The organism is Tsukamurella sp. USMM236, assembly GCF_037148755.1.
Lineage (GTDB): Bacteria > Actinomycetota > Actinomycetes > Mycobacteriales > Mycobacteriaceae > Tsukamurella.
This window is the reverse complement of sequence record NZ_JBBCSS010000003.1, coordinates 164,223-182,577: the sequence shown is the minus strand read 5'-3', so window position 1 is coordinate 182,577 and position 18,355 is coordinate 164,223. Positions and strand designations below refer to the sequence as shown.

General features: G+C 71.8%; 21 protein-coding genes. 10 read left to right on the top strand and 11 right to left on the bottom strand.

Annotated features, from left to right (window positions below):
* Positions 1–210: 210 nt before the first annotated feature.
* Genes acs through WFK95_RS11935 form a run of 4 tightly spaced genes read left to right on the top strand, consistent with a single transcriptional unit; the run spans position 211 to position 4,829 of the window.
* The gene (gene acs / locus WFK95_RS11950) at positions 211–2,157 is read left to right on the top strand and encodes an acetate--CoA ligase (protein ID WP_336670851.1); all 1,947 of its coding nucleotides are present in this window, start codon (positions 211–213) and stop codon (positions 2,155–2,157) included.
* Positions 2,158–2,192: 35 nt separating this feature from the next.
* Positions 2,193–3,053 carry an ABC transporter permease gene (locus tag WFK95_RS11945; protein WP_336670850.1) on the top strand — a complete coding sequence of 287 codons (861 nt, stop codon included), beginning with the start codon at positions 2,193–2,195 and terminating at the stop codon, positions 3,051–3,053.
* Positions 3,046–3,873, top strand: coding sequence for an ABC transporter permease (locus WFK95_RS11940; protein ID WP_224650668.1), 828 nt, complete (start codon positions 3,046–3,048; stop codon positions 3,871–3,873). Before WFK95_RS11945 ends, WFK95_RS11940 begins: the two co-directional genes overlap by 8 nt.
* On the top strand, positions 3,870–4,829 hold the full coding sequence (locus tag WFK95_RS11935) for an ABC transporter ATP-binding protein (protein WP_224650666.1): 960 nt from the start codon (positions 3,870–3,872) through the stop codon (positions 4,827–4,829). The genes WFK95_RS11940 and WFK95_RS11935 overlap by 4 nt, the downstream gene beginning before the upstream one ends.
* On the opposite strand, the gene WFK95_RS11930 is transcribed toward WFK95_RS11935, so the two are convergent.
* Complete coding sequence (locus tag WFK95_RS11930; protein WP_336670849.1) at positions 4,802–5,326, bottom strand: nuclear transport factor 2 family protein; 525 nt, start codon at positions 5,324–5,326, stop codon at positions 4,802–4,804. The genes WFK95_RS11935 and WFK95_RS11930 overlap by 28 nt on opposite strands.
* A gap of 57 nt (positions 5,327–5,383) precedes the next feature.
* On the opposite strand from WFK95_RS11930, the gene mug reads away from it, so the two are divergent.
* The gene (gene mug, locus WFK95_RS11925) at positions 5,384–5,983 is read left to right on the top strand and encodes a G/U mismatch-specific DNA glycosylase (protein WP_336670848.1); all 600 of its coding nucleotides are present in this window, start codon (positions 5,384–5,386) and stop codon (positions 5,981–5,983) included.
* On the opposite strand, the gene WFK95_RS11920 is transcribed toward mug, so the two are convergent.
* Positions 5,940–6,836 carry a 2-dehydropantoate 2-reductase gene (locus WFK95_RS11920; RefSeq protein ID WP_336670847.1) on the bottom strand — a complete coding sequence of 299 codons (897 nt, stop codon included), beginning with the start codon at positions 6,834–6,836 and terminating at the stop codon, positions 5,940–5,942. The genes mug and WFK95_RS11920 overlap by 44 nt on opposite strands.
* 3 nt (positions 6,837–6,839) lie before the next feature.
* Positions 6,840–8,159, bottom strand: a complete 1,320-nt coding sequence (locus WFK95_RS11915) for an MFS transporter (RefSeq protein ID WP_224650656.1) — start codon at positions 8,157–8,159, stop codon at positions 6,840–6,842.
* A 79-nt stretch (positions 8,160–8,238) separates the two neighbouring features.
* Between WFK95_RS11915 and nhaA the strand changes: the two genes are divergently transcribed.
* From nhaA to WFK95_RS11900, 3 genes are all read left to right on the top strand, one after another.
* On the top strand, positions 8,239–9,453 hold the full coding sequence (nhaA, locus tag WFK95_RS11910; protein ID WP_336670846.1) for a Na+/H+ antiporter NhaA: 1,215 nt from the start codon (positions 8,239–8,241) through the stop codon (positions 9,451–9,453).
* A 97-nt stretch (positions 9,454–9,550) separates the two neighbouring features.
* Positions 9,551–10,045, top strand: a complete 495-nt coding sequence (locus WFK95_RS11905; RefSeq protein ID WP_224650652.1) for a phage holin family protein — start codon at positions 9,551–9,553, stop codon at positions 10,043–10,045.
* Between the two features lie 24 nt (positions 10,046–10,069).
* On the top strand, positions 10,070–11,035 hold the full coding sequence (locus tag WFK95_RS11900; RefSeq protein WP_336670845.1) for an alpha/beta fold hydrolase: 966 nt from the start codon (positions 10,070–10,072) through the stop codon (positions 11,033–11,035).
* Between the two features lie 43 nt (positions 11,036–11,078).
* On the opposite strand, the gene WFK95_RS11895 is transcribed toward WFK95_RS11900, so the two are convergent.
* Genes WFK95_RS11895 through nth form a run of 4 tightly spaced genes read right to left on the bottom strand, consistent with a single transcriptional unit; the run spans position 11,079 to position 14,441 of the window.
* A complete protein-coding gene (locus WFK95_RS11895) occupies positions 11,079–12,278 on the bottom strand; it encodes a MarP family serine protease (protein WP_224650647.1) in 1,200 nt (399 codons plus the stop codon).
* A complete protein-coding gene (locus WFK95_RS11890) occupies positions 12,275–12,985 on the bottom strand; it encodes an NUDIX hydrolase (RefSeq protein WP_336670844.1) in 711 nt (236 codons plus the stop codon). Before WFK95_RS11890 ends, WFK95_RS11895 begins: the two co-directional genes overlap by 4 nt.
* Entirely contained in the window at positions 12,982–13,674 is a 693-nt protein-coding gene (locus WFK95_RS11885) for a TlpA family protein disulfide reductase (protein ID WP_336670843.1), read from the bottom strand. Before WFK95_RS11885 ends, WFK95_RS11890 begins: the two co-directional genes overlap by 4 nt.
* A complete protein-coding gene (gene nth, locus WFK95_RS11880; protein WP_336670842.1) occupies positions 13,671–14,441 on the bottom strand; it encodes an endonuclease III in 771 nt (256 codons plus the stop codon). The genes WFK95_RS11885 and nth overlap by 4 nt, the downstream gene beginning before the upstream one ends.
* 75 nt (positions 14,442–14,516) lie before the next feature.
* Here nth and WFK95_RS11875 point away from each other — a divergent pair, with 75 nt between their 5' ends.
* Both WFK95_RS11875 and WFK95_RS11870 read left to right on the top strand, forming a co-directional pair.
* Entirely contained in the window at positions 14,517–14,732 is a 216-nt protein-coding gene (locus WFK95_RS11875) for a hypothetical protein (protein ID WP_068626517.1), read from the top strand.
* Positions 14,733–14,927: 195 nt separating this feature from the next.
* Positions 14,928–15,602: a Crp/Fnr family transcriptional regulator gene (locus tag WFK95_RS11870; protein WP_068523121.1), complete on the top strand. Its 675-nt coding sequence runs from the start codon at positions 14,928–14,930 to the stop codon at positions 15,600–15,602.
* A gap of 101 nt (positions 15,603–15,703) precedes the next feature.
* Here WFK95_RS11870 and WFK95_RS11865 read toward each other — a convergent pair whose 3' ends face one another.
* Genes WFK95_RS11865 through WFK95_RS11850 form a run of 4 tightly spaced genes read right to left on the bottom strand, consistent with a single transcriptional unit; the run spans position 15,704 to position 18,281 of the window.
* Positions 15,704–16,834 (bottom strand): PrpF domain-containing protein, encoded by a 1,131-nt coding sequence (locus tag WFK95_RS11865; protein WP_336670841.1) that lies wholly within the window; start codon positions 16,832–16,834, stop codon positions 15,704–15,706.
* A gap of 9 nt (positions 16,835–16,843) precedes the next feature.
* On the bottom strand, positions 16,844–17,659 hold the full coding sequence (locus tag WFK95_RS11860; protein WP_336670840.1) for an MBL fold metallo-hydrolase: 816 nt from the start codon (positions 17,657–17,659) through the stop codon (positions 16,844–16,846).
* On the bottom strand, positions 17,656–18,120 hold the full coding sequence (locus tag WFK95_RS11855; RefSeq protein ID WP_224650635.1) for a RidA family protein: 465 nt from the start codon (positions 18,118–18,120) through the stop codon (positions 17,656–17,658). Before WFK95_RS11855 ends, WFK95_RS11860 begins: the two co-directional genes overlap by 4 nt.
* Entirely contained in the window at positions 18,117–18,281 is a 165-nt protein-coding gene (locus tag WFK95_RS11850) for a DUF4177 domain-containing protein (RefSeq protein ID WP_019201840.1), read from the bottom strand. The genes WFK95_RS11855 and WFK95_RS11850 overlap by 4 nt, the downstream gene beginning before the upstream one ends.
* Between the last annotated feature and the right edge of the window lie 74 nt (positions 18,282–18,355).

The window sequence follows — 18,355 nt, the reverse complement described above, 5'->3', positions numbered from 1 at the left end:
GAGTTGGTCAGTTCAGTGCTCAGCACTTTAAGCGCCCCTCACTACTCTGTCCCGGCAATGCACGCCGCCGGGCCCGCTCGCGGCGAGTCCGGCCCGAACATCCCCGTCTCGGGGTATAAGTGAAGGGCAACCCCGTGCAACCCCGCTTCGGCGTGCCCCAGATTCGGGAAAGCTCTGTTCGGGCCGCGGCGAGATCCCTACGATCAACCCATGACTGATTCCGCGACAGCCGCTTACCCGCCCTCCGCTGAATTCGCAGCTCAGGCCAACACGCAGGGCCGTGACCTGTACGACCGTGCCGAAGCGGACCGTCTGGGCTTCTGGGCGGAGCAGGCGAACCGGCTGCACTGGGACACCCCGTTCGGCGAGGTCCTGGACTGGAGCGGCGCCCCCTTCGCCAAGTGGTTCGTGGGCGGCAAGCTCAACGTCGCGTACAACTGCGTCGACCGCCACGTCGAGGCGGGCAACGGCGATCGCGTCGCGATCCACTGGATCGGCGAGCCCGGCGACAGCCGCGACCTCACCTACAACGATCTCAAGGACGAGGTCAGCCGCGCGGCCAACTACCTGAGCTCGATCGGCCTGCAGGCGGGCGACCGGGTCGCGATCTACATGCCGATGGTGCCCGAGGCCATCGTCGCCATGCTCGCGTGCGCGCGCCTGGGCCTGACGCACTCCGTGGTCTTCGGCGGCTTCTCCGCCGCGGCCCTGCGCTCGCGCGTCGACGACGCCGAGGCGAAGGTCGTCATCACCACCGACGGCCAGTTCCGCCGCGGCAAGCCCGCGCCGCTCAAGGCTAACGTCGACGAGGCGCTCGACATGGACATCGACGGCGCGACTGCCACGTCCGTCGAGAAGGTGATCGTCGTCCAGCGCTGCAAGAACGACATCGACTGGCACGACCGCGATGTGTGGTGGCACGAGTCGGTGGGCGCGGCATCGTCGGACCACACCCCCGAGGCCTTCGACGCCGAGCACCCCCTGTTCCTGCTGTACACGTCGGGCACCACGGGCAAGCCGAAGGGCATCGTGCACAGCTCGGGCGGCTACCTCACGCAGGCGGCGTACACGCACTTCTACCTCTTCGACCTCAAGCCGGAGAAGGACGTGTACTGGTGCACGGCCGACATCGGCTGGGTCACCGGGCACACCTACATCGTCTACGGGCCGCTGGCGAACGGCGCCACGCAGATCGTCTACGAGGGCACGCCGAACTCGCCGAACGAGCACCGCCACTTCGAGGTCATCGAGAAGTACGGCGTCTCGATCTACTACATCGCGCCCACGCTGGTGCGCACGTTCATGAAGTGGGGCCGCGAGATCCCCGACGCGCACGACCTGAGCTCGATCCGCGTGCTCGGCTCGGTGGGCGAGCCGATCAACCCCGAGGCGTGGCGCTGGTACCGCGACGTCATCGGCGCCGGCACGGCCCCGATCGTCGACACCTGGTGGCAGACGGAGACCGGCGCCGCGATGGTCGCGCCGCTCCCCGGCACCACCACGCTCAAGCCCGGCTCGGCGATGGAGCCCGTTCCCGGCATCAGCGCCAACATCGTCGACGACGACGGGAACACCCTGCCCCGCGGCGAATCCGGCCTGCTCGTGCTCGACGAGCCGTGGCCGGCCATGCTGCGCGGCATCTGGGGCGATCCGGAGCGCTTCGTGGACACCTACTGGTCGCGCTACGCCGATCAGGGCTGGTACTTCGCGGGCGACGGTGCGCGGTACGACGAGGACGGCGCCCTCTGGGTGCTGGGCCGCGTCGACGACGTCATGAACATCTCGGGCCACCGCATCTCGACCGCCGAGGTCGAGTCGGCGCTCGTCGGGCACCCCGCCGTGGCCGAGGCGGCCGTCGTGGGTGCCTCCGACGCGACGACGGGCCAGGCCATCGCCGCGTTCGTCATCCTGCGCCAGGGCGTCGACGACTCGGATCCCGACAAGCTGATCGCCGAGATGACGGCCCAGGTCTCCAAGGACATCTCGCCGATCGCCAAGCCGCGCGAGATCAACATCGTGCCCGAGCTGCCGAAGACCCGCTCCGGCAAGATCATGCGCCGCCTGCTCCGCGACGTGGCCGAGGGCCGCGAGCTGGGCGACACGTCGACGCTGGTCGATCCCAGCGTGTTCGAGAACATCCGCAAGCAAAAGGGCTAGCAGCCCACCGACGAGGGCGGTAACGTCCGGTAGCTGTGTCGTCGCCAACCGCGGCCGCAGTCCCCGGGCGTGCCGCCCTCCTCGCTGTCCGCACCGCCCTCCAGCCCTACGTCCGCCTGACGGTGGCCGGATTCCGCCAGCAGTCCACGTATCTGGGCGCGGCGGCCGCCGGCGTGTTCACCAACGCCGTCTTCGGCTTCGTCAAGATGGCGATCCTGCTCGCGACGCTCGCCGGCGCGGGCGGCGTCGCCGGCGGGTACACGCCGGAGCTGATGGTCAGCTACATCTTCCTGTCGCAGGGCATGCTCACGGCGATCGGCGCCTTCGGCGGCGACGGATCCCTCGCCGAGCGGATCCGCTCGGGCGACATCGCCGTCGACTTCCTCCGCCCGCTCGATGTGCAGTTCGCCACGCTGGCGACGGTGCTCGGCGGCGCGGTCTACTCCCTGATCCCGCGGGCCCTGCCCCTCGCGGCGATCGGCGCCGCGACCTCGATGATGGCGTGGGCGAGCGAGCCCGCCGCCTACCCGCTGGCCGCCGTCAGCGTCCTGCTGTCGATCGTCCTGGCGCAAGCGCTGCTCTACTGCGTGCAGATCCTCGGCTTCTGGGTCGTAGACACGCGCGGCATCCAGATGTTCTACGTCGTCGCGGGCACGTTCCTCATGGGCATGTTCGTGCCGGTGGGCCTGTTCCCCGGCTGGCTGGCCAAGATCGCGGAGTTCACGCCCTTCGGGTGGATCCTCATGCCGCCGTGCGACATCCTCTCCGGCCGCATCGACGCCGCGACGGGCCTGGCCGCCGTGGGGATCCAGGCGGGATGGACGGTGGCCGTGCTCGCGGTCGGCGCGCTGCTCACGGCGGCGGGCCGCCGCCGGTTGGAGGTGCAGGGTGGCTGACACCGCCGCCGAGGCCCGTCCCGGCCCGCTCGCGCCGTACCGCGCGGTGCTGACCTCGCGCGTGCAGGCGCAGGTGAGCTACCGCGCCTCGCTCGCGATGGACCTGTTCGCCGCGCTGCTGCTCGGCCTCGTCGAGCTCGCGGAGGTATGGCTGCTGTTCCACAACGCGAAGGTCATCGGCGGCCTCACCTTCTCCGCCGTGCTCCTGGTCTTCGCGCTCGCCGACCTCTCCTTCTGCGCCGCCGACATCCTCTTCGGGCACCTCGACAAGCTGCCCCGATACGTGCGGGCCGGGACCATCGACGTCTTCTACCTGCGCCCGCAACCGATCCTGCTGCAGCTGATGACCAGCGACATCCGCATCCACCGGCTCACCCGGCCGGCGGTCAGCCTGTTCGCGCTCGGCTACGCGCTCACGCACAACGCGATCGCCTGGGGCCCGGGCACCGTCGGCATGCTCATCATCGCGCTGGTCTGCGGCCCGATCATCTATTCGGCGGTCTTCGTGATCGCCGCCGGGCTCCAGTTCGTGCTCGTCAACGGCGCGGAGTTCACCAGCTCCTTCGTCTACGGCGGCCGCTACGCGGCCTCGCAGCCGGCGTCGGTGTGGCCGGGCGCGATCAAGGTGACCTTCGGCTTCGTCCTGCCGCTCGCCTTCACCGGCTACCTTCCGGCCCTGTACATCCTGGGCCTGCCCGGCGACGGGATCTTCCGGCCGGAACTCGCGTGGGCGCTACCGTTGGCCACCGCGTGGGTCGTGCTCCTGGCGGGCGCGACGTGGCGCTGGGGACTGCGGCACTACCGGGGAGCGGGCGGATGACCGAGCACATCATCGAGACGACCGGCCTGACGCGCACCTTCGTCAAGCGGGGCTGGAACGGCCGTACCAGGACGGTCACGACCGCCGTCGACCACCTCGACCTGCGGATCGCGCCGGGCGAATCCGTCGGCTACATCGGCGCGAACGGCGCCGGCAAGTCGACCACGATCAAGATGCTCATGGGCATCCTGGTGCCCACGTCGGGGACGGTGCGCACCGTCGGGCTCGATCCCCTGGCCCGGCGGCGCGACGTGGCCCGGCGGGTGGGCGTCGTCTTCGGGCAGCGCTCGCAGCTGTGGTGGGACCTGCCCACCGGCAGGTCGCTGGAGATCCTGGCCGCCGTGCACCGCCTCCCCGACACAGTGGCGAAGGAGCGTTCGGACCGGCTGATCGAGCAGCTGGAGCTGGGCGCCTACCTCGACCGGCCGGTGCGCCAGCTCAGCCTGGGCGAGCGGATGCGGGCGGAAGTCGCCGCGTCGCTGATGCATTCGCCGGAGCTGCTGATCCTCGACGAGCCCACCATCGGCCTCGACGTGCTCAGCAAGCAGCGGCTGCGCGAGTTCCTCATCGCCGAGCGCGCCGAGCGCGGCCTCACCCTGCTGCTCACCACGCACGACATGGGCGACGTGGAGCGGCTGTGCGAGCGGATCCTCGTCGTCGACCACGGGCGCACCGCGTTCGACGGCACGCTCGACGGCCTCGTCGGCACCGTCGGAGCGCCGCGCGTGCTGGTGCTCGACCTGGACCGGCCCACACCGGATCTCGAGGTCGACGGTGCGCGACACCTCGCCAGTGAGGGCGGGGGCCTGCGCCAGCGGCTTGAGCTGAGCGCGCCGCTGCCCCAGGTGCTCGCGGCCGTCGCCGAGCGGGCGACGGTGCGCGACCTCACCGTCGACGAGCCCGACATCGAGGACGTGGTGCGGCGGCTCTACGAGCGCTCGCGCCCGAACACCTGAGCCCGCAGCACGTCCAGCGGATCGCCGCCGCCGCGCGCGGGCGGCGGACCGGCCTCGGGGACCCCGAGCGGCCCCGTGAGGTCCTTCTCCCACCGCGTCCAGTCGGTGACCGCCCACCGCTCGGCGATCGCCCACCGCCCGTCCCGCCGCTCGAACCGGTCGACGTACCGCAGGCCCAGGGTCAGGTAGGCCTGCAGCTCGGCGTCCGGCGCGGACCAGTGCGTTGCGGTGCAGTAGGTCTCGACCACCGCGACCTCGCCCGCGATCTCGGACAGGTGGTTGCCGATCTGGTGGTGCGTGCCGCCGAGCGACTCCAGCTGCCCGCGCACCCAGGGCACGTACTCCTCGACGGGGCCGTCGAAGCCGGTGTGGTGATCGACGGCGCCCGGGTGGTAGCAGGCGCGCACCGCCTCCGGGTCGAGGCGATCGATGCCGCGGCAGTACCGCAGCACCACGTCCTCGATCTCGCGCCGGGCCAGGAGTTCGTCGACCGTCATAGCGCCAGTGGACCACGGGAGGTGGACCACGGGGGCGTGAACCGGTAGGCAGTATCCATGGGTTTCACCCGCGAGCAGCTGCTCGCCTACTCGGATACGACGGTGCCCGACCTCCTCGGTCCCGGCTGCCGGCTGCTGTTCTCCGGCATCAACCCCGGGCTGTGGACCGCAGCGACGGGCGCGCACTTCGCCCGGCCCGGCAATCGCTTCTATCCGGCGCTGTACGAGGCGGGCATCGTCGACCACGTCATCGACGCCGCCGACGGGATGAGCTTCGCCGACCGGAACGCGCTGGTGGACGCGGGGATCGGCATCACCAACGTCGCGCCGAGGGCGACGGCGAAGGCCAGCGAGCTCACCGCGGAGGAGCTCCGGGAAGGCGGTGAGGCGCTGGTCGAGCGGGTGCTGCAGGTGGCGCCACGCATCCTCGCGGTCCTCGGAATCACCGCCTACCGCACCGCTTTCCACGAACCGAAGGCCGTTCCCGGCCCGCAGGAGCGCACCATCGGCGAGACGCAGGTGTGGGTGCTGCCCAATCCGAGCGGGCTCAACGCCCACGAGACCGTGCCGACGCTCGCGGCGGCGTACCGTCGGGCCGCCGAGGCGGCGGGGATCAGCCTCGCTGCAGCGCGTCCGCCCGGACCTGCACCAGCGTGAGGTCGAGCAACGGCGTCGCGACGCCCAGCTCGCGGGCGCGCGCCGCGAGGTCGCCGAGGATGTGCTCGGCCTCGTTCGGCAGGCCCGCCACCAGGTCCCGGTAGAGCGACGAGGTCATCGCCGAATCCGGGTCCAGCAGGGTCCTGGCGGTCCGCTCGTGGGATTCCGCGGGCACCGGATGGCTGGCGGCGGCCGCGACCGCCTCGGTCTCCGCGATGATCGCCCGCACGTGCGGCTCCCCGCCCGCGGCGATGACCGGCCCGACGGGGCTGCGGAACAGGCAGCAGAGGATGCCGGTGGCCGCGATGAACGCCCACTTCGCCCACAGCGCCCCGGCGACGTCGTCGCTCACGGTGAGCCGGATGCCGGGCACGTCGAGCGCCCGCGCGACGTCGGGCGCACCGTCGCCGATGGTGAGGGCCGACCAGTCGGTCATCTGGACCACCGCCCCGTCGTCCAGCGTGGCGACGATCATCGCGAGCGCGCCCAGCACGCGCGGCCCGAACGCGGCCTCGAGCCGGTCCATATGCGCCATGCCGTTGAGGATCGGCAGGACGACGGTGCCCTCCCCCACGGCGGGGCGCAGATCGGCGATCGCGGCGTCGAGCGCCGGGGCCTTGACCGTGAGGATCACCAGGTCGAAGACCTGCGGCGCGGCCGCGAGCTCATCGGCCGTGAGCGCGGCGACCTGGTGCGTGCCGGTCCCGGCCGGATCGGTGAACCGGAGCCCGTCGCGGCGCAGGACCGCGGCCCGGGCCGGGCGGACCAGGAAGGTCACGTCCCGGCCCGCCTCGATCAGGCGGGAGCCGAAGGCCCCGCCCGTCGCGCCCGCACCCACGACGAGGATCCGCACGACCTACACCTTGTCGAGTTCCACGTCGCGCGTCTCGTGCATCACGAGGAGCGCGATGAGGGTGGCGCCGCCGGCGAGCGCGAGGTAAACGCCCACCCAGCCGACGCCGTACGAGCTGACCAGCCAGGTGGCGATGAACGGCGCGATGGCGGCGCCGAGGATCGACGCGAAGTTGTACGAGATGCCGCTGCCCGTGTAGCGGACGTTGGTGGCGAACAGCTCCGGCAGCACGGCGCTCATCGGGCCGAAGGTGAGACCCATGAGCGTGAGGCCCGCGATGAGGACGGCGAGCATCGTGCCCTGCGTGGTGGTGGCCGGGTCGAGGATCCACTTGAACGAGAGGCCGTAGACGATGATCGCGATCGTCACGCCGATGAGCAGCTTGCGGCGGCCGATCCGGTCGGCGAAGTGGCCGGACACGGCGACGAAGACCGCGAAGAAGAGCACCGCGATGAGCTGCATCTCGAGGAAGTCGATGTACGAGATGCCGAGCTTGATGCCCGACTTGTCGACCACCTTGCCCGTGCCGTACGAGACGATCCACGTGGTCACCAGGTAGAACAGCGTGTAGGTGGCGACCATGACGAAAGTGCCGATGATGAGCGGCCGCCACGCGGTGCGGAGCACCTCGCCCAGCGGCGCCTTGACCTTCTTTCCGTCCTTGACGGCCTTCGCGAAGACCGGCGTCTCGGTCAGCTTGAGACGGACGTACAGGCCCACGATCACCATGACGGCCGAGGCGAGGAACGGGATGCGCCAGCCCCAGGTCATGAACGCGTGGTTCGAGGTGGAGGTCTTCGAGTCGAAGTCCATCAGCTGCATGATCACGAGGAAGGTGCCGTTGGCCAGGAAGAAGCCGAAGGGGGCGCCCAGCTGCGGCCACATCGCCGCCCAGGCGCGCTTACCGGGAGCGGCCGTCTCCGTCGCCAGCAGCGCCGCGCCCGACCACTCGCCGCCCAGGCCCAGGCCCTGCGCGAACCGCATCAGCGCGAGCAGCGCCGGGGCCCAGTAGCCGACCTGGTCGAAGGTGGGGAGCACGCCGATGAGGAAGGTCGCGACGCCCATGGTGAGCAGCGAGCCCACCAGGGTCGCCTTGCGGCCCACCCGGTCGCCGAAGTGGCCGAACAGGATCGAGCCGAGGGGCCGGGCCGCGAAGGCGAGGCCGAAGGTCGCGAACGAGGCGAGCAGCGCCGCGGTGTCGTCCCCCTTGGGGAAGAACAGGGTGGGGAAGACCAGCACTGCTGCGGTCGCGTAGATGTAGAAGTCGAAGAACTCGATGGTGGTGCCCACCATGGAGGCGACGACGATTCGCCTGCGATTCATTGGCAGGAGATTACGCGGAGCGGCACCGGCAGGATGCGGTGACCCGGGTCACCGTGGACACCTGCGGTACGGTCGACAGATGAACGACGCACCGCCCCGGTTCCGGGCCTCACGGGCGTTGATCCGCTTCCTCCGCACCGAGACCGTCGGCGGCACAGCCCTTCTCGTCGCGGCGGCGATCGCGCTCCTGTGGGCCAACTCCTCCTGGTCGGAGAGCTACGCCCACCTCGCCGAGATCAAGATCGGCAGCGACGACTGGACGATCTTCGGGCAGACCCTCCACCTCCGGCTGACGCTCGCCGACTGGGCCAAGGACGGGCTCCTCGCGATCTTCTTCTTCGTCGCCGGCCTGGAGCTCAAACGCGAGCTCGTCGTCGGCGAACTGTCGACGGTGCGCGGCGCCGCGCTGCCCGTGTTGTGCGCGGTCGGCGGCGTGGTGGTGCCCGCGATCATCGCGTTCGGCATCGCCCGCGACAACCCGTACATCGGCAGCGCCTGGGCCGTCCCCATCGCCACCGACATCGCCTTCGCGCTCGGCATCCTCTCGCTCATCGGCTCCCGCCTGCCGTCGGGGGCGCGGGTCTTCCTGCTCGGGCTGGCGGTGGTCGACGACCTCATCGCCATCGCGGTGATCGCCGTGCTCTTCGCGGGCGACCTCAAGGTCGGGTGGCTGGCCGTCGCCGCCGTCGGCTGCGCGCTCTACTGGTTCGGGCAGCGCCGTCGGATCACCACGCCCCTCTATTACGTGCCCATCGCGATCGTCGTGTGGGTGGCGATGCTCCAGTCGGGCGTGCACGCCACGATCGCGGGCGTGGCGCTGGGCCTGCTGACCCGCGTGAAGCCGGACCGGGGCGAGCGCGAATCGCCCGCGGAACGACTCGAGCACCGGATCCAGCCGGTCTCGGCCCTGTTCTGCGTGCCGGTCTTCGCCTTCTTCGCCTCCGGCGTCGCCGTGAACGGCGAGGTCTTCCGCGAGCTGTTCACCGACGAGCTCGCCCTGGGCATCATGATCGGCCTGTTCTTCGGCAAGATCATCGGCATCTCGGGCGCCAGCGTGATCGCGGTGAAGCTGCGGCTGGCGGAACGACCCGAGGGCCTCGACAACCGGGACATCCTGGCGCTCAGCGTGCTCGGCGCGATCGGCTTCACGGTCAGCCTGCTCGTCGCGGAGCTCGCGCTGCCCGAGGGCGAGGCCGATCTCGCCAAGGCGGCGGTGCTGCTCACGTCGGTCGCGGCGTCGGTGATCGGGGCGCTGTTGCTCATGCGGCGCGGGAGGGTGCACGAGGCCCGGTGACGGGCCGGGCGCGCGGCGCGGAGGTCGACACGTCGTGGTCGCGCGGACACGCCGGGGTGACCTCTGGCACGATGACTGATAACTAGAGGAGGACCAAGTGAGCTTGGACAGCACACCCACCGGCGGGACCCCGCGGACGCTTTCGGCGATCCCGCTCACCGATCCCAACGTGACCGCCTCCGGCGATCCGACGATCGGCAGCCTCGTCCGGGACGCCTCGACGCAGGTCTCCTCGCTGGTTCGCGCCGAGGTCGAGCTCGCCAAGGCCGAGACCATGCGGGACGTCAAGAAGGCGGCCACCGGCTCGGCCTTCTTCGCCGTCGCGGGCGTCGTGGCCCTGTACTCGTCGTTCTTCTTCTTCTTCTTCCTCACCTGGCTGCTCAACGTGTGGCTGCCGATGTGGGCGGCCTCGCTCATCGTCTTCATCCTCATGCTGGTCGTGGCCGGTGTCGCGGCGTTCCTCGGCTACCTCAAGGTCAAGCGCATCAAGGGCCCGCAGAAGACGATCGCCTCCCTCAAGGAGTCGCAGTCGCTGCTCTCGGCCGGCGAGCGCGATGCGGCGGGCGCACCGTCGACCGTCGCGCGACGCTGACGGCACGACCCTGAGGCACCACCGGTGACCAGTCCCGATCCGTCGAGCGTCCGGTTCCCCGGCCCGTGGGAGCACCTCGACGTGCGCGCCAACGGCATCCGGCTGCACGCCGTCGAGTACCGGCCCGAGGGCGCCGATCCCGCCCCGGACCGGCCACTCGTGGTGCTGCTGCACGGTTTCGGCGGCTTCTGGTGGAGCTGGCGGCACGTGCTGCCGCAGCTGCACGAGGCCGGCTACCGGGCCGTCGCCTTCGACCTGCGCGGCTACGGCGACAGCGATAAGCCGCCGCGCGGCTACGACGGCTGGACCCTGTCCGGCGACGTCGCGGGGCTCGTCCGCGCGCTCGGCCACACGTCGGCGGCGCTCGTCGGGCACGGCGAGGGCGGCCTCGGCTGCTGGGCCACCGCCACCCTGCACCCGCGGGTGGTCTCCGCGATCGCGGTCATCTCGTCCCCGCATCCCATCGCGCTCAAGCGGTCCGCTCTCCGGAACAAGGAGCAGCGCTCGGCGATGCTCGGCCCCATCACCTTCGCGCAGCTCCCCCGCGTCGCAGAGGACCGCATGGTCCGCGACGACGGTGCCGAGATCGGCGCCGTGTACGCCGCCCGCAGCGGCGCGACGTGGCGGCGCAGCGCCGACTACGCCGAGGCCCTGCCCCGCTACCGCAGCGCCATCCAGATCCCCGGCACCGCGCACAGCGCCCTCGAGTACGCTCGCTGGGCCTGGCGCAGTCAGTTCCGGCCCGACGGGGCGCGGTTCCTCAGCAGCATGAACCAGCGGCTGCACATCCCGGTGCTCGCCTTCCGCGGCGAGGTCGACCCGTACGTGCTGCCGCAGCCCGTCTACTCCAGCCACGACTGGGCGACCGACTACCGCGTCCGCGCCGTCGAGAACGCCGGGCACTACGCGCACGAGGAGGCGCCCGGCACCGTCGGGCCGCAGCTCGTGGACTTCCTGGCGGGCCTGCCCGGGCCCCGGCTGCTCCCCTGACCTCCCGCGTCCGACGGTGCCGCCGGCCCGCGCCCGGCGCGGCCTAGCGGTTGACGCAGGCCCCCGTCGAGACGCCCGCGGTGGCGGTGGTCCCCGCCTGCAGCGCGGGCTCGACCTGCTTGGCGGTGAGCGCGAAGGCGGTGTCGGCGTCGTCGACGGCCACGCCGAAGATCACGCCGACCACGTTGCCCTCGCGGTCGAAGACGGGGCCGCCCGAGTTGCCGGGGCGGACCTGCCCGCGGAGCAGGTAGACGTCGCGGCGGACCTGCGCGTCGCGGTAGATGTTGCGTCCCTCGAGGGTCTGCTGGCTGCGCACCCGCGACGACGACAGCGTCAGCGGGCCGCCGCCGGGGTAGCCGAGCACGAAGCCGGGATCGCCGGGCTTGGCGCCGTTGAAGACGATCCGCAGCGGCTTGGCCTGCAGCCCCGGCACGTTCAGCACCGCGACGTCGGTCTGCGCGTCGAAGTAGACGACCTGCGCGCTGTACTTCTTCGTCCCGTCGACGGTGACCTGCACGCTGCGGGTGCCCGCGACGACGTGCGCGTTGGTGACCACCCGGCCCGGCGTCGCCACGAAGCCCGAGCCCTCGAGCGCGCGGCTGCACGACGGCGCCTGGCCGTCGATGCGGACCACGGACGAGCGGACGCGCTGCACAGCCGGGTCGGTGAAGTCGACCCGGTCGGGCGTCTCCACGCTGACCACCGGGGTGTTCACGAACGGGCCGAGCGCCTGCGGCAGCCCGGAGTCGTCGATGATCGCGGAGAACTTCTGCGGCAGGCCGTCGGCGCCGACGACCTTCGCGAAGTCGTTGACGGCGCCGAGCACAGCCGAGCCGTTGACCGACCGCGAGACCTGCGGCGCGGCGGCCGAGGTGAGCGGGATCGCGACCAGCCAGGCCGCCACCAGCAGCGCGCCGACCTGCACCACAGCGCCGACGCCCGAGTCGACGGTGCGCAGGCCCGTGCTGCGGATCGAGCTGCGCACCGCGCGCCCGAGCACCATGCCGGAGAGCTCGCCGATGATCACCAGGCCGGCCAACAGGCCGACGCCGAGGATGAGGCGGCCCTTGGCATCGTCGACCGAGCCGAGGACGTGCGGGGCGAGCAGGACGCCGGCGGCGGCGCCGAGCACCACGCCGATGAAGGCGAGCACGGACGCGGCGGCGCCCTGCCGGTAGCCGGAGATCGCGGCCAGGATCATGAGGACGACGACGATCACGTCGACCCAGGTCGAACCGGTCATCGAGCGCTCTCCTGCCAGGTCTGGGCGCGGGCGGCCGCGGCACGCACCTCGTCGGTGAGCGGCCGCACGTCGTCGGTGTCCCAGGGCTGCTCCCAGCCCGCCGCGCCGATCAGCGCGTTCACCAGGCCGCCGGTGAAGCCCCACACCAGCATCGGGCCGGCTGCGAAGGCCGGGCCGCGGTAGAAGGACTTGCGCACCATGAACCGGTGCGCGGGGTCGATGAGCTCGGCCAGCGGCACGCGCCGGACCAGCGCCGTCTCGGCGGGGTCGACGGCGCGGACCTCGGGCGGGCTCGCCGCGTAGCCGATGACCGGGACCACGCGGAAGCCCGAGACTGGCACCTCGATCGGGTCCAGCTCGGCGACGATCTCGACCGATTCGGGGTCGAGACCGGTCTCCTCCCACGCCTCGCGCAGCGCGACGGCCACGTCGTCGGCGTCCTCGGGATCGCGGGCGCCGCCGGGGAAGGCGACCTGCCCCGCGTGCTGCCGCATCGCGGAGGCGCGCTGGGTGAGCAGCACCGTCGCGTCCTCGGGCGGCGTCGCCCCGGACGCCGACGGGTCACCGTCGAACAGGATGAGCACGGACGCGCGGCGCGGGTTCCGCACGCGCTGCAGGGCTGCGACGGCGCCGCCGCGCTGCTCGATCTCGCTCGCCACGTCGCCCAGGTTGCCGAGCAGCGGGTCCAGCCACCGCGGCGCGCTCACAGGATGACTCCGAGCTCGGTCCGCAGCAGGGCGGCCACCTCGTCGACGGACGTGAAGGGTTGGGCGTGCACACCGGCCACAGTGCCATCGGAACGCAACAGAACGGTCACGGGGTAGGCCCGCGGCGCGCCGAGGGCCGTCGCGACGACGCCCTGCGGGTCCTGCACGGTGGGCAGCGCGACCTTGAGCTCGGCCAGCAGGTCCAGCCCCGCGACCGCGTTGGGGTCGGCGTGCACGCCGAGCACCGTCAGCCGGTCACCGGCGCGCGCCGCGACGTCCGCGAGCACGGGTAGCTCGACGCGGCACGGCCCGCACCACCAGGCCCAGATGTTGAGCAGGACGGGCTTGTTCCCCGGGACCGCCAGGTCGACGGGCGCGCCGTCGCCGAGGCAGGTGAGGTCCCTGCCGGCGAGGGCGGTCGCGCCGATGCCCGCCGGGCAGGGCGGCAGGGCGGCCCGGGTGCGCGCGGCCGCCAGCTGGCCGGGGCTCGTGCTGGTCGACGGTGACGACGCCGGCGTCGTCGGGGCCGCGGCGCCGTCGTTCCCGCGGGGCCAGATGGCCACGGCCAGGGCGACGGCGACGATCGCGCAGACGATGATCCACCGCACGCCGGCGGGGATGCGGCTCCGCTCGCCGGGCAGCAGGGGCGCGGGCTCACGCCCGGCGTCGGGCTTCTCGGGCTCGGTCACCGGGTGGCCCCCGGCTGGACGCGGCGCCGACGGGGCGGGGGCGGCGCGATCTCGAGCAGGTGGTCGCGTTCGGGGCCCTTGACGAGGTCCGCGGCCTCGGCGGGGTCGATCGGCCCGGTCCCGAACGAGGGGCAGTCCTTGGCGAGCACGCAGACGCCGCACGCGGGCTTGCGGGCGTGGCAGACGCGGCGGCCGTGGAAGATCACGCGGTGGCTCAGCAGGGTCCACTCCTTGCGCGGGATCAGCTCGCCGACGGCGTGCTCGATCTTCACCGGGTCGCTCTCCTCCGTCCACTCCCAGCGGTGCACGAGCCGCGAGAAGTGCGTGTCGACGGTGATGCCGGGGACGTCGAAGGCGTTGCCGAGGATCACGTTGGCGGTCTTGCGGCCGAAGCCGGGCAACGTCACCAGCTCCTTCATGGTGCGCGGCACCTCGCCGTCGAAGCGGTCCACGAGCGCCTGCCCGAGTCCCATGATCGACGTGGCCTTGTTGCGGTAGAAGCCGGTCGAGCGGATGTACTCCTCCAGCTCCGCCCGGTTCGCCCCGGCGTAGTCGGCGGCCGTCCGGTAGCGCGCGAACAACGCCGGTGTGACTTGATTCACGCGCACGTCGGTGCACTGCGCGGACAGGATCGTGGCCACCGAGAGCTCAAGCGGATCGGTGAAGTCGAGTTCGCAGTACACGTGGGGGAAAGCGGTGGCGAGTGTCCGATTCATCCGCCGGGCACGGCGCACCAGTCCGAGGTGGGTTTCCGGCTCCGGGGGCATGGGAACCGATTCTAACGACGGTGCCGTGGCTCGTTCGTTGCCGTATCGAGACCTTGGCTGTGTTTACTGTCCGGCATGCAAGGATTGCTCGGGTTGCTGTTCCCGGTGGTACTCATGCTCTTCGCTCTGGCCATGGAGCGGATCGAGACGCGGGTGACCGCCGAGCCCGTCGCGCCACCCGCGACCGGCGACGACGAGGCGCCCGACGTCGAGACGCTGGCGCGCATCGGCCTCCCCAAGGCCGTGGACAGCCTCGACCTCGACGGTGGAGCGGAGCGCCGCGCCAGCTGATCCGGAGGAGTACGGTCGGGGCCCGAGCGGCCCGAATGCGGAACGCCGTCGTGCCCTTCGACATGTGAACGGGTAACCTTTCCAGTAGTCGTCTGTGCGATTTCCCACATCTGCACGGAACGCTGCATAAACTCACACTTCAGGTCGCGGCGATGTCCGCCTGCGACGGTCGTCGATCAAGGAACGAGGTACCCCGTGGACGAGGTCCTGGCGCGGGCCGGCATTTTTCAGGGTGTCGAGCCGGGCGCGGTCGATGCGCTCACCAAGGATCTGCACGAGGTCGACTACCCCCGTGGCCACGTCATCTTCAACGAGGGCGAGCCCGGCGACCGGCTGTACATCATCCTGTCCGGCAAGGTGAAGCTCGGCCGTCGCTCCCCGGACGGCCGCGAGAACCTGCTGTCCGTGATGGGCCCGTCGGACATGTTCGGTGAGATGTCGATCTTCGACCCCGGCCCCCGCACGTCGAGCGCGACCTGCATCACCGAGGTCCGCGCGATGACGATGGACCGCGAGGCCCTGCGCGCGTGGATCCGGGACCGGCCCGAGATCGCCGAGCAGCTGCTGCGCGTGCTGGCCCGCCGCCTGCGCCGCACCAACAACAACCTGGCCGACCTCATCTTCACCGACGTCCCCGGCCGCGTCGCCAAGCAGCTGCTGCAGCTCGCGCAGCGCTTCGGCACGCACGAGAACGGCGCACTGCGGGTGACGCACGACCTCACGCAGGAGGAGATCGCGCAGCTCGTCGGCGCCTCCCGCGAGACCGTGAACAAGGCCCTGGCCGACTTCGCGCACCGCGGCTGGCTGCGCCTCGAGGGCAAGTCCGTGGTGATCACCGATTCGGAGCGTCTGGCGCGCCGCGCCCGCTAGAGCCGCGCGGCACTGGACCCGAGAGTGTCCGGTCATTTGTTCTCACGATCGCCCAGACGAATGCCCGGACTTTTTCGTCAGTGGGACCGGTAGTCGCGGGATCACACGGCGGGAACGGCGACCTGACCGCGCATGAGCGGCCGGGCCGTCCGCAGGAGCGAGGCGCTGACGGCGTGCGGCCCGCCGGGCCGCCGGGTCACGACGGCGCGGGCGGTGACGACGCCCGACGGGGTCGCGATGCGTACGCCGCCCTCGGTGTCCGGCGCCGCCTCCGCGACCACCGATCCCGTCAGCCGGGCCGCGACGGCGACGGCCAGTGCGGCGGCGCCGGGGATCGCCCGGTGCGTCTGCCCCATCGAGATCACCCGCATCACCACGTCCGCCGCGTCCGCCGGCAACTCCGCCCCGTCGATCGTGCGCGCCGTCCGCGGCCCGGCGACGACGGCGATCTTGGGCACCGCGAGCGGCGCCTCCTCGGGGCGGCCGGCCAGGCCTATCGCGACGGCCCCGGCACGACGCAGCCCGTCCAACAGCGCCTGAAGACCTGCGTCGGCGTCGAGCTCGTCCGGACTCTCCGTGCCGGTGACGCCCAGTTCGCGGGCCGCGACGAGGACCATCGGCGTCGCGGCGTCGACGAGCGAGGCCGCGTACTCGCGGCCCTCATGGCGCAGCGCGGTCCGCACGTCACCGGCGGGCAAGAGGGCTCCGGTCCGGGCGCCGCCCGGTTCGAGGTACTCGAGCTCGATGGGCGCGCCGGTCCCGGCGACGCCGGGGATCGCGAGCGGCCCCTCGGTCGCGGCGGCGCCGTCCTCGACGGCCAGCCGCACGCGGATCGGCTTGTCCGTGTTCGTGTTGTGCACGGCGACGGTGCGGTCACCGTCGTCGAGTGCGATCAGTCCCGCGCCCAAGGCGAACGGGACCACGGCGGCGGAGAGGTTCCCGCAGTTGCCGGAGTAGTCCATCACCGGCTCGCGGATGGCGGCCTGCCCGAACGTGTACTCCAGGTCGACGCCGGGCCGGTCCGATGCGCGCACGACGACGATCTTCGACAGCGACGACAGCCCGCCGCCCATGCCGTCGAGCTGGCGCCCGAACGGGTCGGGCGATCCGAGCGCACGCAGGAACAGCGCGTCCCGCTCGGGGCCGGCGGGCGGAACGTCGCCCTCGCGGAAGAACAGGCCCTTGCTGGTGCCGCCCCGGAGGAAGGCAGCGTCGATCCAGCGCTGCGCCATGAGCGTTCGTCAGCCGTGCTCGGCGAGGTACTGCAGCTGCACCTTCACGGACATCTTCGCCGCGGGCCACGCCCTCTTGTCGACGTCGCGGTAGACGTGCTTGACGACCTTCATGGGCTTGGCGTCGGCGGCGCTGACGCCGAGCTCGACGAGTGCGTCGCGGACCTGCTGCAGCCGGTCCTGACGGTGCGCGGCGTACGCCGCGACGACGGGCGCCGCGTCGGGCAGGTCGGGGCCGTGACCGGGCAGCAGGACGCGGCCGGCGGCCACCGTCGACAACGACTCCAGTGAGCCGAGGTAGTCGGCGAGGGTCCCGTCGCTCGCGTCGAGCACCGTGGTGCCGCGGCCGAGGAGGGTGTCGCCCGAGACCAGTGCGCCGGGCTCGCCCTCGGCACCGTCGACCAGGAAGCTCAGCGAGTCCGCGGTGTGCCCGGGCGTGTGCAGCACCGTGATCCGCAGACCCGCGACCTCGATCACCTCGCCGCCGGTGAGCGGCGTCGCGGTGTTGATGCAGTACGTCGGGGAGAAGGCGCGGATGGGGCTGCGGGTGAGCTCCTCCCAGCGCTTGAGGCCGCCGGTGTGGTCGGCGTGGCGGTGGGTCACCAGGGTGAGCGCGACCGTGCCCGCCGCCTTGGCGACCCGCTTGAGGTGCTTCTTGTCGCCCTTGGGCCCGGGGTCGACGACGACGGCCTCCTCGCGCCCCGGGGCGCGCAGGATCCAGGTGTTGGTGCCCTCGAGCGTCATCACCGACGGGTTGTCGCAGAGCAGCACCGCCGCGTAGGGCGTGACCTGCCGCAGCTTCCCCGGCGCCGGGTGCTCGGTCATACCTGGACCGTGAGCTCGACCTCGACGGGCGCACCCAGCGGCAGCTCCGCGACCCCGACGGCCGACCGGACGTGCACGCCCGCGTCACCGAAGATCTCGCCGAGCAGCAGCGACGCGCCGTTGAGCACCTGCGCCTGGTTGGAGAAGCCGGGCGCCGAGGCGACGTAGCCGGTGACCTTGACGATCCGCTTGACCGAGTCGATGCCGACGAGGGAGTGGATCGCCGCGAGCGCGTTCAGCGCGCACTGCCGGGCAGCGAACTGCGCGTCCTCGAGGTGGACGATGCCCTCGCGGTTCTCGCTGACCTTGCCCTGCGCCACGAGCTCGCCGTCGCGCATCGGCAGCTGTCCGGAGGTGTAGACGAAGTCGCCGACCTGCGTCGCGGGGACGTACGCGGCCAGCGGGGGCACCACGTCGGGCAGGACGATGCCCAGCTCGGCGAGGCGCGCGGAGGCGGTCACGACGTGGCCCGCTTCATGTACGCCACGTGCTGCTCACCGGTCGGGCCGGGGAGCACGGTGACGAGCTCCCAGCCGTCGGCACCCCAGGTGTCGAGGATCTGCTTGGTGGCGTGGGTCAGCAGCGGGATGGTGGAGTACTCCCAGGTGGTCTTCTCGCTCATGGCATCACCCTATCCACCGCGGGCGCGGCGCGACAGGCGCGATCCCTACGCCCGCGCAGAACGTGTTCTCGGTC